This window comes from Streptomyces sp. RLA131 (assembly GCF_056270125.1).
Map to the genome: position 1 here is coordinate 3,451,888 of NZ_JBWDOQ010000002.1, position 16,277 is coordinate 3,468,164.

The window sequence follows — 16,277 nt, forward strand, 5'->3', positions numbered from 1 at the left end:
CTTCGTGTGTTCCTGCGCCTAAGCGCCGGCCGGGATACGGCATTCGGGATCTGGTATCTGGTATCCGATATCAGATACCAGATATTCGATATCTGGTATGCAGGACCAGGTGTATGCAATATCCCGTAGCCGGTATCCAGCTCCGGCTCCGGATCAGTGCGCGATGACCGGTATCGCGAGCTCGTCCACGACACCGTCGACGTCGCCGGAGGACGCGACCGGGCCGCTGTCACCGTGCCCGGTGTTGATCAGGACGGCCGAGATGAGCGCCGACACCACCAGGATGCCGACCGCCCACCAGATGGCGGCGGAGTAGCCGTGCACGGCCGCGGCGTTGGCGAAGCCCTGCTTGCCGAGCGTGCCGGCCTGCGTGGCGTGCGAGGTGGCCCAGGCGGTGGTGGCGCTGGCGGCGATGGTGTTGAGCAGGGCGGTACCGATGGCGCCGCCGACCTGCTGCGAGGTGTTGACCATCGCGGAGGCGACACCGGCGTCGCGCGGCTGGACGCCGTGCGTGGCCAGGCTCATGGCGGGCATGAAGGCGGTGCCCATGCCGAGACCGAGCAGGATCTCCGCGGGGAGGATCACCCCGGCGTACGAACTGCCCACCTCCAGCCGGGTCAGCAGCAGCATGCCGATGCCTGCGGTCAGGAAGCCGGGGGTCATCAGCAGGCGCGGCGGGACCCGGGTCATCAGCCGGGCGCCGATCTGGGTCGAGCCGGCGATCATGCCACCGACCATCGGCAGGAAGGCGAAGCCGGTCTTGAGCGCCGAGTACTCCTTGACGCCCTGGAGGTAGTAGGTGAGGAAGAGGAACAGGCCGAACATCGCGATGACGGCGAGGCCGAGCGAGAGGTAGACGCCGCCGCGGTTGCGGTCGATGACGACCCGCAGGGGCAGCAGCGGTGCCTTGACCCGGGACTCGACGAAGACGAAGGCGCCCAGCAGCACGACGGTGGCGACGAACAGGCCGATCGTCACACCGGAGTCCCAGCCGTCGGACTCGGCGCGCGTGAAGCCGTAGACCAGCGAGACCAGGCCGCTGGTGGCCAGCAGGACGCCGGGGATGTCGAGGCTGCTGCTGTTGCGCGCGCCGGCCGGCTCACGGACGACGAGCACCGCACCGATCGCCGCGACGGCGGCGAAGGGGATGTTGACGAACATGGTCCAGCGCCAGCTCAGGTAGTTGGTGAGCACACCGCCGAGCAGCAGGCCGACGGCGCCGCCACCGCCCGCGATGGCACCGTAGATACCGAACGCCTTGGCGCGCTCCTTGGCCTCGGTGAACATCACCGCGAGCAGGGACAGGGCCGCGGGCGCGAGCAGCGCGCCGAACGCGCCCTGGAGTGCCCGGGCGCCGAAGAGCATGGCGTCGTTGGCCGCCGCGCCGCCGAGCGCCGAGGCGCCGGCGAAGCCGATGAGGCCGGTGATGAACGTACGGCGGCGGCCCCACAGGTCCGCGATACGGCCGCCGAAGAGCAGGAGCCCGCCGAAGGCGAGGGCGTAAGCGGTGATGACCCACTGCTTGTTGGCCTCGGAGATGCCGAGGTCGACCTGGGCGTGCGGCAGGGCGATGTTCACGATGGTCGCGTCGAGTACGACCATCAACTGGGCTATGGCGATGAAGGCCAGGGCCTTCCAGCGCCGGGGATCCGGCTGCAGGGCTTGAGCCGCTTGCGACATGGATTAACTCACTAACTGGTCTGCGGAGTGGTGAAAACGCGACGTGATCCGACGCGTGAGATGTGTAAGACGTATGAGACGTATGAGATGTGTGAGACGCATATCGCGCATATGACGTGTGAGATGTCTGTGATGTGACATGTGCATAAGAGCCGCCAGGTCAGACGCGTTGGAGCTCCTCCAACGTGACCGCCGTTCCGGGCAGTTCGGAGCGCGCCGGGGCGTGCAGCCCGTCGATGAAGAGCAGGAGGTGCCGCCGCATGAAGCGATCACCGTCCACGCACGCCGAACCGGGCAGCGGTCGGGTGAGCTGGGTGATCGCCACCATGAGGTCACCCATGGCGACATCGGGGCGCAGTTGGCCGGAGCGGCGCGCCCGGCCCATGAGGTCCGCGATCGTCCGCTCGAGACGGTCACGGGCCTGCAGGATTTCGGGGTGGGCCCGGTCGAACGCCTCCGAGAGCATCGCGCACATGGCGCCGACGCGCTCCTCGGCCGCCGCGAGCATGAAGCGCCGCAGTGCCTGGAAGGCGTCCGGCTCCTCGGCCAGGGCCGTGTCGGCCGCCACCTGGATCCGCTCCATGACCTGGAGCGTCACCTCCAGCACCAGCTGCCCCCGGTCGGCGAAGTGCCGGTAGACCGTGGCGTTGCCGACGCCCGCCCGCCGCGCGATCTCGTCCAGCGGCACATCCGCGCCGTGCTCGACGAGGAGTTCGCGTGCCGCCGCGACAATGCGGTCCCGGTTGCGCGAGGCGTCGGCCCGCATCCGGGTGACGGGGCACTTGCGGTCCACGGCTGGCCCTCCCTCTCACTGGCTCGTTCGTAGGCTTCGTATACGGGGATGGAGTCCCCGTTTCGCAATGACGTAGATGCAAACGGGGAGGGAGTCCCCGGATATTTCAGCGCCCGATGTGACCTGCGTCACACAAAAGCCGGCAGGCCGCACCGCGCGATCGCGGTACGGCCTGCCGGGTGTCGCCGCCTGGACTACTCGACGATGAGCTCGACCGGGATGTTGCCCCGGGTGGCCTTGGAGTAGGGGCAGACCTCGTGAGCCTGCTTGACCAGCAGCTCGCCCTTCTCGCCCTCCAGCTCGGCCGGGAGCTCGACGCGCAGTACGGCGGAGATCGCGAAGCCGGAGTCGTCCGGGCCGATGCTGACCTCGGCGGTCACGGAGATGTCCTTGGTGTCGATCTTCGCCTGACGGCCGACCAGGCCGAGCGCACTGGCGAAGCAGGCCGCGTAGCCGGCGGCGAAGAGCTGCTCGGGGTTGGTGCCCTGGCCGTTGCCGCCCAGCGCCGGGGGCATCGCCAGGGGGAGGTCCAGCTGGCCGTCGGAGCTGACGGCACGGCCCTCACGGCCGTTGGCGGTGGCGACGGCGGTGTACAGCGCGCTCATGGAAACCATCCCTCTCGTCGAATGACGCTTCGAACTCGATGAGGAAAGTAGAGCACACGATTCAGTTGTGCACAACTGAACGGCGGGCGGCCGAGCTATTCTGGGTCCATGACAACGAACACGCCCGTCGCGCAGACCGGGCCGGCGGGGCAGACCGGGCCGGCGGGGCAACCGGAACAGGCGCAGCCGGAACAGGCAGTGCAATCAGGGGGCGAGGACTGGCTCCGCCTCGACCACATGGTCTGCTTCTCCCTGCACGCCGCCTCCCGGGCCTTCGACAGCGTGTACCGCGGCATCCTCCGGGACCTCGGCCTCACCTACCCCCAGTACCTGGCGATGCTCGTCCTGTGGGAGCACGGCGAGCTGCCGGTGAAGAGGATCGGCGAACACCTGCGGCTGGAGTCCGGCACCCTGTCCCCGCTCCTCAAGCGGCTCGAATCCGCCGGTCTCGTACGGCGCGAGCGCAGCGCCGCCGACGAGCGCTCGGTCACCGTCCGCCTCACCGACGAGGGCGCCGCGCTGCGCGAGCAGGCACTGCTCGTCCCGCACCGCATCTACGACGCCACCGGAATCGAACTCGACGAACTGCACGAGCTGCACACCCGGCTCGACCGGCTCACCTCGGCGCTCGACGCGGCCCTACTGGACCAATAGCGCCTCTGCAAAGGGCGCTTGTCACCCTGTGGAGGTTGTGAAAAGATCCGGGGCCATCAACGATGAACCGTTGAACCACCGTTGCACGTGAGCCAGGAAAGTGCCGCCAATGGCTTCTGACACGGCTGGTGACCGCCCGAATCTCGAAGCAGCTCTGCTGTCCGAGCACTGGGATTCGGTCCTGACCTACGCCGAACTGTGCACCATCACCTCCGAGGAAGCCACAACGCTCGCCTCGCAGGCCTTCACCCGCACCCTCCGCGAAGCGCCGCCCTGGAGCGCGCCCCACTTCGCCTGGCTGCCCCGACTGCTCATTGGCGTACGCAACACCGCCGCCGACTGGCAAGCGGAAGGCCACGCCCACCTGTTGGCCCCCGGCCTCCAGCGCTGGCTCCGGACGGACGAGGCGGACTCCCCCTCCACCGCCCTGCACGGCTTCCAGGACATGCCCGAGCCCGACAAGTCGCTGCTCTGGCACGCCGAGATAGAGGCACGGCCGACAGCCGAGAGCGCCGCTGCCCTCGGCATAACCGCCGACCGCGCGGCGGAGGAGATCGTACGGACCCGGGAACTCTTCCGGGAGTCCTGTCTCCGGCTACGCCTCCACAGCCTCGTCGACGACGCGTCCCTCGAATGCCGGGGCTACGCCAAGCTCCTCGACGTGGCCACCCGCGACCCCGACCCGACCTACCCCCCGGACCTGCGCCTCCACCTCGCGCGCTGCTCCGACTGCGCCATCACCGCCGACGACTACGCCCTCCACGGCCAACACCTCGCCCACACCCTCGCCGACGGTGTCCTCGGCTGGGCCGGCGTCGCCTACCTGGTACGACGTCACGCCGCCGCCCCGGCGGCCCCCGGCACCCCCGCACCGCCGCCCACCCCGCACGCCGCCCGGCGCCGGGTGGGCCTCACCGCGGCAGCGCTCGCCGTACCGGCCCTCGTGATCGCCGCCATCCTCGCGCCGTCCAGCAACGCCCCCACCAGCAATGCCGGAGCCCCCGCCCCCATCCCCACCGCCTTCCCCACCATCCCCGACGGCGCCACGCCCTCCGCCTCGCCGTCGCGCTCCGCCACCGCCGCGGGCCCCGGCCACGTCACCGACGACGCGACCCGCCTCACGGCCGCGCCCTCGCAGGCCGCGACCAAGAGCAAGGCCCCGCACGCGTCCGCGTCCCCCTCGCACACCCACGTCAACGCCCCCGCGAACTGCACCGCCCACTACCGCGTCGTCAACGAGTGGAACGACGGCTTCGAAGCCTCCGTCGAGCTCACCTCGCGCACCGCCCTCAACGGCTGGCGCGTCGAATGGAACTACCCCGACGGCCAGCACCTCACCCAGGTCTGGAACGGCACCCTCGGCCAGTCCGGTGCCCACGTCACCATCACCGAAGCCTCGTACAACGCCTCCATCCCCTCCGGCCAGACCCTCTCCTTCGGCTTCCTCGGCACCTGGTCCGGCTCCAACGGCGCCCCCTCCTCCCTCACCCTCAACGGCGCCGCCTGCGCCACCTGACCCAATACCCGCCCCACCCCACCCCGCAGACCCGGTAGGCTGACCCCCGACCGGCCGCTGAGCCGGTCTTGCCTCAGTAGCTCAGGGGATAGAGCACCGCTCTCCTAAAGCGGGTGTCGCAGGTTCGAATCCTGCCTGGGGCACAAGCGCAAAGGCCCCGGACCGATCATGGTCCGGGGCCTTCCGGTACCTCATTGCGCTGACCGAGGCTGAAGCCGCATTACAAACACTCGCGTTGAGTCGCCCCACGCCGATCTCACGTAGCGATGTGGTGGAGGCATTTCGCTCGACAGGCGTAGTAGCGGCCAGGTACGAACTGTTTCTCGTGGCATCACCTAGCGTCCACGACGCCACACGCGCGGCCTACGACCTCCTGAGAACGCTGCGAGTCGCGATCGCCACGACTGACGTGGAGGTAGGTGATGACTCCGCCGATTGGCAGGCGCTCCGCTCCCCGTGCGACACCGCCTTGCGACATCTCCGCGCCGCCGTGCGGGACTCACCAGGACCTGGCTTCACACACAGCCCACCACCCCACCACCACGGTTGGAAAGGGTGCAGGTCGGTGTGAGTGTCAGAGGTCGGGCGTACGGTCCGGGGTATGGGGATCAGACCATCTGAGAACTGGCGTGCCCGGGTAGTCGAGGAGCCACGCGAGGTTGCGGCCGGGACGCTGGACCCGGCGTGCGCCTATATGGCGCAGCTCTTTCCGGAGTCGTTGTTGAAGGCCACGGACACCGCGTTGCAGTCGTTCGAGGCGGAGGTAGGGGCGCTGGGTGCACCCACGGACGAGCAGGTCTTCCAGTCAATCAAACGTGTCGTTCTGATACTCAACGTGATCAACGAGGATCACGGCGGCGCGGGATACGAGACCGGTGAGCGGGAGGAGCTATGCGAGTACCGAAGCCGGATGGCCGTGGACGAGACCACCGTGCGGGCCCGCGCGGTCGATGCCGTAGTCGTCCACCACGCTGTACGGGCTGCCGTAGACGGCGTCGCCGTTGTCGGAGGTGCGGGGAGCATGTCGCCACCGACAATGCGGGGCGGGGACTGTACTCCATTCCCGGTGCCGCAGGTTCGATCTTCGGGGATTCGGTCACGCGGCGGCTGAACTGGGCCACGGTGACTGCATGCTGATGACGCCGAGCCCCTCCACGACGAAACCGCCGGTGAGGGTGGTGCTGTTCACGGCGGGTGCCGTGGTCCTGCTCGGGGCCACGGTCCTTGCGGCTGTCGCGTCCGGTACGTCGGGCAGCAGTACGCCGGCCAGTTCCTCGGCGAGCCCGGCCGCGGCGGCATTCCCCGAGGTCGACCTGCATTTCGACACCGGTTCGCCGGGCGGGACGGGCACGGTCAACGTCACCATCGATCCCGGCCTGATCGGCCGCAACGGTGTGCAGGCGGTCGTGTTCGACGCGCGGGGCGGTATCGCGACCGTCCCGGAGATGCGGATGACCCTCGCCCTGCCGAGCAAGGGCATCGGACCCCTCGACGCGAAGCTGAAGAACAAGGGCGGCTACTTCAGCTCGGACGCCCTGAATCTGCCGGTCCCCGGTACATGGACGATGACCGTGACGATGCGGACCTCGGACACCGACCGGAAGACGACGACCGCGACCGCGAAGGTGGTCATCGGCCGCAGCAGACCGGCGTCCTGACCCGGCGCGGCCCGCTGCCCCTTTCCTCATTCGCTCCGCCGCAGGTCGCGGCGGCGTTATCGGTGTTGACAACGGTCACCGATGCAGCCTTTGGCGATCTGTTGCCGCCTGTGTTTCCCTGCGGGGGAGGGACACCGCCGACGGGGAGGAAACGCGGCCATGAGCACTCACGACCACGCCCACGACCACGCCCACGGGGTGAGCGCGGACGCCGACCGCCACTGGCTGGGCATCGCCCTCGGCCTGATCGTCTCCTTCATGGCCGTCGAGGTCGTCATCGGCGTCGTCGCGGGCTCCCTGGCGCTGCTCTCCGACGCCGCGCACATGCTCACCGACGCGGCCTCCATCGTCCTCGCCCTCGTCGCCATGCGGCTGGCCGCCCGCCCCGCGCGCGGCGGCTTCACCTACGGCCTCAAGCGCGCGGAGATCCTCTCCGCCCAGGCCAACGGTCTGACGCTGCTGCTGCTCGCGGCCTGGCTGGCGTACGAAGCCGTCCGCCGTCTGATCAGCCCGCCGCAGGTGGAGGGCGGACTCGTCCTGGTGACCGCGCTGGCCGGGATCGTGGTCAACATCGCGGCGGCCTGGTCCCTCTCCAGGGCCAACCGCTCCTCGCTCAATGTCGAGGGCGCCTACCAGCACATCCTCAATGACCTGTTCGGTTTCGTCGCGACCGCCGTCGCCGGCCTGATCGTCCTGCTCACCGGCTTCAACCGGGCTGACGCCATCGTCTCCCTGATCGTCGTGGCGCTGATGCTCAAGGCCGGTTACGGACTCGTCCGCGAATCCGGCCGGATCTTCCTCGAAGCCGCCCCCGCCGGTCTCGACCCCGATGTCATCGGCGACCGGCTGGTCGCCCAGCCCTCGGTCACGGAAGTCCACGACCTGCACATCTGGGCCATCACCTCAGGGCAGCCCGCCCTGTCCGCCCACGTTCTGGTCGCTCCCGACGGCGACTGCCACGCCGTACGCCGGGACCTGGAGCACCTCCTCGGTCACGACTACGACCTCACCCACACCACCCTCCAGGTCGACCACGTCCCCGACCCGGTTCTCACCCTCACCCGCCCCGGCGCTCACGGCACCGGCGCCCCCTCGCACTGCGGCGACGCCCACGGCCCGGTCCACCGCGACGGACCCCACGACCACTGAGGGACGCGGACGGCAGCGGACGGTCAGGGGGCGGTCAGGGGGCGGGGGCGATCTCGGCGATCAGGCTCTCGATGCGCGCCCTGATCTCGTCGCGGATCGGGCGAACCGCCTTCACGCCCTGGCCCGCCGGGTCGTCCAGCTTCCAGTCCAGGTAGCGCTTGCCGGGAAAGACGGGGCAGGTGTCACCACACCCCATCGTGACGCACACGTCGGACGCCCGGACGGCCTCGACCGTGAGGATCTTGGGGGTTTCGGCCGACATGTCGATGCCGACCTCCCTCATGGCCTCGACGGCCGCCGGGTTGACCGTGTCCGCCGGAGCCGAACCCGCCGAACGGACCTCGACGCGGTCGCCCGCGAGGTGGGTCAGCCAGGCCGCGGCCATTTGCGAGCGGCCCGCGTTGTGGACGCAGACGAAGAGCACGGAGGGCTTGTCGGACATCAGGTTCTCTCTTGCTCTTTCTTGTACTTTCTTGTTTCTTTTTCTGTCCTGCTCGCTTGTCCCATGACGGACGGACCGGGATTGACGTACTACCGGTCGACGCCCGCCAGCAGTCCGGCCATGACGGCCAGTACGCCCGGCGCGACCCGGTAGTAGACCCAGGTGCCGCGCCGTTCGGACTCCAGCAGCCCGACCTCGCGCAGCTTCTTCAGGTGATGGCTGACGGTCGGCTGGGACACCCCTACGTCGGAGATGTCGCACACGCAGGCCTCACCGCCCGGGTGCGAGGCGACCCGGGAGAACAGCCGCAGTCGCACCGGGTCGCCGAGCGCCTTGAACATCGCCGCCATCCGCACGGAGTCCTGCTCCGACAGGGCCGCCGAGGTCAGCGGCGGACAGCACGGCGTGACCGTGGTGAGGACCGGCAGTTCAACCACCCTTGGATTCGACATGCGTCTATGTTGACACTTGCCGATACAAAGTGCCAGGCCCGGGCCGGCAACGGCTGCCGCCGCTGCTGGTTCAATGGCGGTGGGATGACAGAGGACGAGGCGGTCAAGCAGCTGAGGACGCTGGCGCAGTCGCAGGGGTTCGGGCGGCCGGTGGGGGCGGACCAGCTGATCCGGGCGGGGCTCGACGCGCTTCTGGCCGAGGCCGACGCGCCGTCGCTCGCCCTGTTGGCCGGTCTGGCGCGGCGCGAGGAGCCAGAGGCTCACGAGTTGTTCGCCCGGGTGGTGGAGGAGCTGGGGCTCGGGTTCGAGGCGCCGGCGGATCCGGTCGACGCCCGATGGGCCCTGGCCTACTGGCTGGCCGGCCGGATCGCGGACGGGTCCCTCGATCCCGCGACGGGGGCCGACCAGATCTGGATCGAGGCGGCCATGGACCTCGGCTGTCCCGCCGAGCTGGAGCCGATCGTCTCGTGCGCCGTCCAGCTGGACGACTGGGACGAGCGATGGAGCCCGCCGCTGGACGAGATCAGCGAGGACATCCTCCGCGCCGCCCGCGCCCTCAGGCTTTCCGGTCCCCCTGGTCCTTCTGGTCCTCCTGGCCCCCCTGGTCCCCCTGGTCCCCCTGGTCCTTCTGGAGCCCGAAGCGCGAGTGCTGGTCCTGCGGGACGAGGTCGGCGTACATGGGGTGCCTGGCGATCCAGCCGCGGATGAAGGGGCAGTAGGGGAGGACGGCGAGCCCCCGGTCGCGGGCGGAGTCGAGGACGGCGCGGGCGAGCTCGCCGGCCAGGCCGCGGCCTTCGAAACGGGGGTCGATCTCGGTGTGGATGAAGGCGATCTCGTCCTCGTAGCGGTGGTACTCGGCGAAGCCGGCCAGTTCGTCACCGTCGAAGATCTCGAAACGCGACCGCTCCGGGCTGTCCGCCACACGATGCGGGTTCCGGTCCTGCTCCTGCTGCATTGGTCCTCCGGTGAGTACTGGGCGTGGGGAATAGACCCGCCGCCCTCGACGCTTCGCATGATAGTTGAATCGTAAACGAAATGAGGAGATGGCCTCGATGCAGTTCGGGATCTTCACCGTCGGCGATGTCACCCCCGACCCCACCAACGGCCGGACGCCGACCGAGCACGAGCGGATCAAGGCGATGGTGGCCATCGCGCTGAAGGCCGAAGAGGTCGGGCTGGACGTGTTCGCGACCGGTGAGCACCACAACCCGCCGTTCGTGCCCTCCTCCCCGACCACCATGCTCGGCCACATCGCGGCCCGCACCGAGCGGCTGATCCTGTCCACGTCCACCACGCTGATCACCACCAACGACCCGGTGAAGATCGCCGAGGACTACGCGATGCTCCAGCACCTCGCCGACGGCCGCGTCGACCTCATGATGGGCCGGGGCAACACCGGGCCGGTCTACCCGTGGTTCGGCCAGGACATCCGGCAGGGTATCCCGCTCGCCGTCGAGAACTACGCGCTGCTGCACAAGCTGTGGCGCGAGGACGTCGTCGACTGGGCCGGCCGGTTCCGCACCCCGCTGCAGGGCTTCACCTCCACCCCCCGGCCGCTGGACGGCGTACCGCCGTTCGTCTGGCACGGCTCCATCCGCAGCCCGGAGATCGCCGAGCAGGCCGCGTACTACGGCGACGGGTTCTTCGCCAACAACATCTTCTGGCCCAAGGAGCACTTCAAGAAGCTCGTCAACCTCTACCGCGAGCGGTACGCGCACTACGGCCACGGCACCGCCGAGCAGGCGATCGTCGGACTGGGCGGCCAGATATTCATGCGCCGCAACTCCCAGGACGCGGTACGCGAGTTCCGGCCGTACTTCGACAACGCGCCGGTGTACGGACACGGGCCGTCGCTGGAGGAGTTCACCGAGCAGACCCCGCTGACCGTGGGCAGCCCGCAGGAGGTCGTCGACAAGACCCTGGCCTTCCGCGAGTCCTTCGGCGACTACCAGCGCCAGCTGTTCCTGGTCGACCACGCCGGGCTGCCCCTCAAGACCGTGCTGGAGCAGCTCGACCTCCTCGGCGAGGAGGTCGTCCCGGTGCTCCGGAAGGAGTTCGCCAAGGGCCGTCCCGCCGAGGTGCCCGACGCCCCCACGCACGCGTCGCTGCTCGCCGCCCGCAACCACGACACCGTTGAGGAGATGACCCGATGACTGTCCGTCAGCCCCTGCGGCTCACCGTCGTGTCGGCCGGACTGAGTGTGCCGTCCTCCACCCGGCTGCTCGCCGACCGGCTCACCGAGGCCGTCCGGCGGCAGCTGGCCGAGGGCGGGCCGGGCACGGTGGGTGAGATACGCGAGGTACGCGAGGTCGAGGTGCACATGGTCGAACTGCGCGACCTGGCCGTCGACATCGCCAACAACCTGGTGACCGGATTCCCGTCGCGGCCCCTGGCCGAGGCCGTCGAAGCGGTCACCGGGGCGGACGGCGTCATCGCCATCACCCCCATCTTCTCGGCCTCGTACAGCGGCCTGTTCAAGTCCTTCTTCGACATCATCGACAACGACGCCCTGACCGGCACACCCGTGCTGGCCGGGGCGACCGGCGGCACCGCCCGCCACTCGCTGGCGCTGGAGCACGCGGTGCGCCCGCTCTTCGCCTATCTGCGGGCGGTCGTCGTACCCACCGCCGTGTACGCCGCCTCCGAGGACTGGGGCGGCAGCGGCGACCCGCTCACCGACACCCTGCCCGACCGGATCGTACGCGCGGCGGGCGAGCTGGCCGAGCTGATGCGTCACCGCGCCGGCAGTGCCGTACGGCCCGCACGGGCGGCCGCCGAGACCGACGGTTTTGTGCCGTTCGAGCAGCAACTCGCCGCGCTGCGAACCGAGTAGTACGAGTAGCACGAGTAGCACGAGTAGCACGAGAGGAGTCGCCATGACCGACAGGTTCGACACCTACCGCCCCGACGGCGAGCCCACCGCCGACCGCTGGGTGGGCGCCCTTCGCCTCTTCGAGGAGGAGACCACGGCGGACCGCTGGGAGCGCGCCGGGCTGCTCTTCGAGGACAGGAAGTACATCGAGGCGGCGAAGCTGCTGGCCGGCGTCGTCGACGAGTTCCCCGGGCACACGGCCGCCCGGCTGCTGCTGGCCCGCGCCTACTACCACTCGGCGCAACTGCGGCGTGCCGAGGAGCAGTTGCGGGCGGTCATCGAGGCCGACCCGGTCGAGCACTACGCCCATCTGATGCTCGGCCGCACCCTGGAACGCCAGGACCGTGGCGCCGAGGCCGCGCCCTGGCTGCGCATGGCGGACGCCTTCTCCGGCGGCTTCGACGAGACCGGGGGTTTCAGCTCCCCGCGGCCCGGGACAGGTCGAGCTGGTACGTGATCGTGCGGTGCGTCGGCAGGTAGCCGAGGGCGTCGTTGATCCGGCGCATGTACGGGTTGCTGTCGGCGGTGTCCGTCAGCAACCCGCTCAGGGCGGGGTGGCGGGTGTGGGCCTGGAGTACGGCGGCGGCCTTCATCCAGCGGGCGAGGCCGTGGCCCCGGTGGGCGGGGAGTACGGCGGTGCCGTAGTGCTGGGCGTCGCCGTGGCCGTCGGAGGGGACGACGAGTTCGGTGAAGGCGACGACGGCGCCGGTGGCGGAGTCGAGGGCGGCCACCGTGTGGAGGTGCTCGCCGCGCTTGGCGATGACGGCGGCGGCCGAGCGGACGCGGTCGACGTCCCAGGTGACGGTGCCGTAATCGGTGTCGTCCATGGGCATGTCGTCCATCGCGTGCCGCGAGTCGGCGTAGCTGCGGGCGAGGTGGTCGGGGACGGTGCCGTCCCAGGAGAGCAGACGGTAACCGGGGTGCGGCAGTTCGGCGAGGGCGGTCAGGGCGGCGTGGTCGGCGTCGGCGAGGGCGAGCCGGGCGTAGGTGAGGGTGAGCACCTCGCGCAGACCGCGGGCGGCGAGGAAGGCGGCGCCGGGTGAGCCGGCGTCGGCCTGGGTGACGAGGGTGCGTCGGCCGGCGTCCCGGGCGGCGGCCGCGGCGGCGTCCAGGAGGAGGGTGCCGGTGCCGTGGCGGCGGTCGGCGGGGTGGACGTCGATCCGCAGTTCGGCGAGGTGGTCCTGACCGGGGCGGGTGAAGAGCCGGAGGTAGGCCGAGCCGACGGGGTGTCCCGCGGCCCGGTCGTGGGCCACCCAGGCGAGGCGCCGGGCGGAGGGCGTGGAGTCGGGGTCGGTCAGCGGGGTGAGGCGGACGGGCAAGGTGGCTCCATGGGGGTGGCGGGGGCGGGGGCGGGTCGGCGGCGAGGGCGAGTCGTGGCGCGAGTCGTGGGCGGGGGCGGGGCGCGAGTCGTGGGCGGTTCGGTGGGTCGGTGCAGGTCACCGGGCCGGCGGCGGGCAGGTCCCGGTGGTGCCGGACGCTCCCCCTCGCGTGCCCCCGCGACCGGGGCGGGCCGGCCCGGCCCGGTTGCAGGGGCATGACCCCGGTGCTCGTATGGAAGAACGGAGATCGTGCGTCAGAGAGGCTCATCATGACGCCGGGCACGGCACAGCGGAAGCGATTTGATCCCACGCGCGTCGCCCACCTGTCGGGGCTGTTCGCCCCGGTCACGGACGAGGTGGATCTCGTGGAGCTGCAGGTCACGGGCGTGCTGCCGGCGGATCTGGACGGGGTGTACCTGCGCAACGGGCCGAATCCGCGCTTCGGTCCCATCGGGTCGTACCTGTATCCGCTCGACGGGGACGGCATGGTCCACGGGGTGTGGATCTCGCAGGGCCGCGCCCGGTACCGCAACCGTTTCGTGAGGACCCCGGCGGTCGTGGCGGAGGAGCGGGCGGGCCGGGCCCTGTGGGGCGGCCTGGAGTCGATGATCATGCCGGGGCCGGAGGAGGTCGGGCCGGCCCTGGCGAACACCTTCAAGGATCTGCCGGACATCAATGTGGTGCGGCACGCGGGCCGGTTGCTGGCGCTGGCCGAGGCGGCGTGCCCGTTCCGGCTGACGGACGATCTGGAGACGGTGGGCCCGGAGACGTTCGGGGGCGTCCTGCCGGCCGGGATGACGGCACATCCCAAGATCGATCCGGTGACCGGCGAGATGGTGGTCTTCTGCTACGCCTTCGAGGCGCCGTTCCTGACCTGGTCGGTGATCGGGCCGACCGGCGAGGTCCGGCGCGGGCCGACACCGGTCGACGGCGCCGGCGAGCCGATGATGATCCACGACATGGCGCTGACCAGCCGGTACGTGGTGCTGGTGCTCGCGCCCGCGTTCTTCGACCTCGCGGCCGCCATGAACGGCGGCTCGATGATCGCCTGGCGCCCGGAGGAGGGCTGCCGGGTCGCGCTGATCCCCCGGGACGGGTCGGCCGTGCGCTGGGCGTCCGACGAGGCGTTCTGGCTGTGGCACACCGTCAACGCCTACGACAGGCAGGACGGCGCGGTGGTCCTGGAGTACGCCCAGTGGCCGCGGCTGACGCTCGGCGGCCACGGAGACGAGGACGGGGACGGGCACGGGCACGAGTACGGGCACGAGTACGAGAACGGGCACGTCGCCGCGGCGGGATCCGGGACCGGTGCCGTCGGCGGCCTGGTGCGGGCGGTCGTCGACCCGGTGGCCGGGACGATGCGGCGGACCGTGCTCGACGACACGCGGCTGGAGTTCCCCAGGGTGGACGACCGGTCGCTGGGGCGGCGGCACCGGCGGGTGGCGATGGCCTCCGGGAGCGGTGACGCCGCGGATCTGCTGCCGGGCGAGTACAACAGCCTCCGGTTCTTCGACACCTCCGCCGACGACGGCAGCGTGCGCCACACGGAGTGGCGGGCCGGAAACCTGTCCGTGGGCGAGGCGGCCTTCGCGCCGGTCCCCGGGGACCCCTCGGACGAGCGCGGCTACTGGCTGACCTTCGCCACCGACCGTACGGACGCCACGAGCTGGCTGCTCGTCATCCCCGCGCAGGATCCGGCGTCCGGGCCGGTGGCCCGGGTCCGTATCCCGGTGCGGGTGCCGCTCGGGCTGCACGGGGCCTGGCTCCCCACCGGGGAGTGATCCGCCGGATGAACGCGCACACCGTCGCCGGGACAGCGCCGGGCAGGCGGCTGGCCGGCCTGCTGGACCATCCGTTCGTGGGGATGGCCCCCTGGATCGTCTTCTCGGTCCTGGTCGGGCCGGGGCGCTACGAACCCGCCGTGGGCGTCTCGCTCGCTCTGGCGGTCTTCGTCCTGGTGGCCGGGCGGGTGCTGCACCCCGGTACGTCGATGAAGATCCTCGAAGTGTCGGACGTCGTCTTCTTCACGGTCCTGGCCGTCCTCGGGGCGCTGTCGTCGGCCGGGACGCACCGATGGCTGGAGACCTACGCCGGCGAGATCTCCAACATCGCGCTGGCGCTCATCGCCTTCGGGTCGATGGCGGTCAAGGTGCCCTTCACCCTCCAGTACGCGCGGGAGCGGGTGGAACCCCAGTACTGGGACTCCCCCGCGTTCCTGCGGACGAACCACGCGATCACAGGGGTCTGGGGGCTGGCCTTCCTGGTGGCGGCGGTGGCGGGCGGTTACGGCGATCTCGTACTGAGGAACCCGAACAACATCTGGACCGGCTGGATCATCCAGATCGCGGCGATCGTCGCCGCCCTGCGCTTCACCGAGTGGTACCCGCGCAGGGTGCGCGCACGGGCCCGCGCCGACCGGCCCGCACCGAGGCCGCGGCTCAGCGGGCTGCTGGCCCCGCTGGCCGGGCTGCTCATCCCGGTCGGCATCCTCGTGCTGGCCTTCGACGGCGGGCCGGTCTGGCTCGGCGTGGCCCTGATCGTGGCGGGGATCGTGGGGGTGCGGGCCCTGCGGTCGGCCGGCGGCCGGGAGGGGCAGGAGGGCTAGCAGGGACCGGGGAGGCGAGAGGGTCCGGGCAGGCCGGAGAGGCTGGAAGGCGGCCTACGCACGACCTGGGGGTTTCGGTTCCATGAATCATCGAATTCCAGCATATTGAGTGTGTTTAACGGAATGGCGCACCATTTCGGGCATGCCAGGGCGGAGGCTTGCCCTGTCCAACTCGTGCAGGCGCTGGGACGGCGCCTGCGGTGACAGGAGATCGCATGCGTGTTTCCCGCTTTGCGGCTGCGCTCGGTGTAGCAGCTGCCATGGTGCTCGGCGGCGCGGTGAGCGCCGGGGCTGTCACGCCGGAGACGGCGGCAGCAACAACGGCCGGTGCGCAGGTGGCGCACGACCACGACGGACGGCACGGCGACGACCGTGACGACCGTTGGAACGGCGACCGCCGTGACGGCCGCTGGAACGGCGACCACGACAGGCGCTGGGGGCACCACGGCCGGCACCACCACTGGTGGCACGGCCGCCACCACCACAACCGCTGGGACGGGCACCACCACGGCCGCTGATGTACGACGCAGTC

General features: G+C 70.5%; 18 protein-coding genes, 1 tRNA gene and 1 pseudogene. 12 read left to right on the forward strand and 8 right to left on the reverse strand.

Annotated features, from left to right (window positions below; translation table 11 throughout):
- Positions 1-153: 153 nt before the first annotated feature.
- The 3 genes from RWE79_RS16545 to RWE79_RS16555 form a co-directional block, all read right to left on the reverse strand.
- Positions 154-1,680, reverse strand: coding sequence for an MFS transporter (locus RWE79_RS16545; protein ID WP_475940840.1), 1,527 nt, complete (start codon positions 1,678-1,680; stop codon positions 154-156).
- Positions 1,681-1,840: 160 nt separating this feature from the next.
- Positions 1,841-2,446: a TetR/AcrR family transcriptional regulator gene (locus RWE79_RS16550; RefSeq protein WP_475945868.1), complete on the reverse strand. Its 606-nt coding sequence runs from the start codon at positions 2,444-2,446 to the stop codon at positions 1,841-1,843.
- Between the two features lie 221 nt (positions 2,447-2,667).
- Positions 2,668-3,078, reverse strand: coding sequence for an organic hydroperoxide resistance protein (locus tag RWE79_RS16555; RefSeq protein ID WP_475940841.1), 411 nt, complete (start codon positions 3,076-3,078; stop codon positions 2,668-2,670).
- 108 nt (positions 3,079-3,186) lie between these two features.
- On the opposite strand from RWE79_RS16555, the gene RWE79_RS16560 reads away from it, so the two are divergent.
- The 6 genes from RWE79_RS16560 to RWE79_RS16585 all read left to right on the forward strand — a co-directional run bounded on the left by RWE79_RS16560 (position 3,187) and on the right by RWE79_RS16585 (position 8,055).
- A complete protein-coding gene (locus RWE79_RS16560; protein WP_475940842.1) occupies positions 3,187-3,732 on the forward strand; it encodes a MarR family winged helix-turn-helix transcriptional regulator in 546 nt (181 codons plus the stop codon).
- Between the two features lie 109 nt (positions 3,733-3,841).
- Entirely contained in the window at positions 3,842-5,248 is a 1,407-nt protein-coding gene (locus tag RWE79_RS16565) for a cellulose binding domain-containing protein (RefSeq protein WP_475940843.1), read from the forward strand.
- 70 nt (positions 5,249-5,318) lie between these two features.
- Positions 5,319-5,391, forward strand: a tRNA-Arg gene (locus tag RWE79_RS16570).
- A 458-nt stretch (positions 5,392-5,849) separates the two neighbouring features.
- On the forward strand, positions 5,850-6,359 hold the full coding sequence (locus RWE79_RS16575; RefSeq protein WP_475940844.1) for a hypothetical protein: 510 nt from the start codon (positions 5,850-5,852) through the stop codon (positions 6,357-6,359).
- Positions 6,360-6,378: 19 nt separating this feature from the next.
- Complete coding sequence (locus RWE79_RS16580; RefSeq protein WP_475940845.1) at positions 6,379-6,906, forward strand: hypothetical protein; 528 nt, start codon at positions 6,379-6,381, stop codon at positions 6,904-6,906.
- A gap of 159 nt (positions 6,907-7,065) precedes the next feature.
- Positions 7,066-8,055 carry a cation diffusion facilitator family transporter gene (locus RWE79_RS16585; protein WP_475940846.1) on the forward strand — a complete coding sequence of 330 codons (990 nt, stop codon included), beginning with the start codon at positions 7,066-7,068 and terminating at the stop codon, positions 8,053-8,055.
- A gap of 34 nt (positions 8,056-8,089) precedes the next feature.
- Here the strand turns inward: RWE79_RS16585 and RWE79_RS16590 are convergent, their stop codons facing one another.
- The 4 genes and pseudogenes from RWE79_RS16590 to RWE79_RS16605 form a co-directional block, all read right to left on the reverse strand.
- Positions 8,090-8,497 (reverse strand): arsenate reductase ArsC, encoded by a 408-nt coding sequence (locus tag RWE79_RS16590; protein WP_475940847.1) that lies wholly within the window; start codon positions 8,495-8,497, stop codon positions 8,090-8,092.
- 89 nt (positions 8,498-8,586) lie between these two features.
- The gene (locus RWE79_RS16595) at positions 8,587-8,949 is read right to left on the reverse strand and encodes an ArsR/SmtB family transcription factor (protein WP_475940848.1); all 363 of its coding nucleotides are present in this window, start codon (positions 8,947-8,949) and stop codon (positions 8,587-8,589) included.
- A 347-nt stretch (positions 8,950-9,296) separates the two neighbouring features.
- Positions 9,297-9,485: a hypothetical protein gene (locus tag RWE79_RS16600; RefSeq protein WP_475940849.1), complete on the reverse strand. Its 189-nt coding sequence runs from the start codon at positions 9,483-9,485 to the stop codon at positions 9,297-9,299.
- 95 nt (positions 9,486-9,580) lie between these two features.
- Positions 9,581-9,904 (reverse strand): annotated as a pseudogene (locus RWE79_RS16605) (GNAT family N-acetyltransferase); the annotation flags it as partial.
- Between the two features lie 97 nt (positions 9,905-10,001).
- Between RWE79_RS16605 and RWE79_RS16610 the strand changes: the two are divergent.
- The 3 genes from RWE79_RS16610 to RWE79_RS16620 are packed head-to-tail and all read left to right on the forward strand — an operon-like array spanning position 10,002 to position 12,278.
- Positions 10,002-11,102 carry an LLM class flavin-dependent oxidoreductase gene (locus tag RWE79_RS16610; RefSeq protein WP_475940850.1) on the forward strand — a complete coding sequence of 367 codons (1,101 nt, stop codon included), beginning with the start codon at positions 10,002-10,004 and terminating at the stop codon, positions 11,100-11,102.
- On the forward strand, positions 11,099-11,782 hold the full coding sequence (locus RWE79_RS16615; RefSeq protein ID WP_475940851.1) for an FMN reductase: 684 nt from the start codon (positions 11,099-11,101) through the stop codon (positions 11,780-11,782). The genes RWE79_RS16610 and RWE79_RS16615 overlap by 4 nt, the downstream gene beginning before the upstream one ends.
- Positions 11,783-11,825: 43 nt before the next feature.
- Positions 11,826-12,278, forward strand: a complete 453-nt coding sequence (locus RWE79_RS16620; protein ID WP_475940852.1) for a tetratricopeptide repeat protein — start codon at positions 11,826-11,828, stop codon at positions 12,276-12,278.
- Here the strand turns inward: RWE79_RS16620 and RWE79_RS16625 are convergent.
- Positions 12,238-13,140 carry a GNAT family N-acetyltransferase gene (locus tag RWE79_RS16625; protein WP_475940853.1) on the reverse strand — a complete coding sequence of 301 codons (903 nt, stop codon included), beginning with the start codon at positions 13,138-13,140 and terminating at the stop codon, positions 12,238-12,240. The two genes, RWE79_RS16620 and RWE79_RS16625, sit on opposite strands and share 41 nt — an antisense overlap.
- Before the next feature lie 269 nt (positions 13,141-13,409).
- Here RWE79_RS16625 and RWE79_RS16630 point away from each other — a divergent pair, with 269 nt between their 5' ends.
- The 3 genes from RWE79_RS16630 (at position 13,410) to RWE79_RS16640 (ending at position 16,263) form a co-directional block, all read left to right on the forward strand.
- Positions 13,410-14,921, forward strand: coding sequence for a carotenoid oxygenase family protein (locus RWE79_RS16630; RefSeq protein ID WP_475940854.1), 1,512 nt, complete (start codon positions 13,410-13,412; stop codon positions 14,919-14,921).
- Between the two features lie 8 nt (positions 14,922-14,929).
- Positions 14,930-15,745, forward strand: a complete 816-nt coding sequence (locus RWE79_RS16635; protein ID WP_475940855.1) for a hypothetical protein — start codon at positions 14,930-14,932, stop codon at positions 15,743-15,745.
- 215 nt (positions 15,746-15,960) lie between these two features.
- Positions 15,961-16,263 carry a hypothetical protein gene (locus RWE79_RS16640; protein WP_475940856.1) on the forward strand — a complete coding sequence of 101 codons (303 nt, stop codon included), beginning with the start codon at positions 15,961-15,963 and terminating at the stop codon, positions 16,261-16,263.
- Positions 16,264-16,277: the final 14 nt, after the last annotated feature.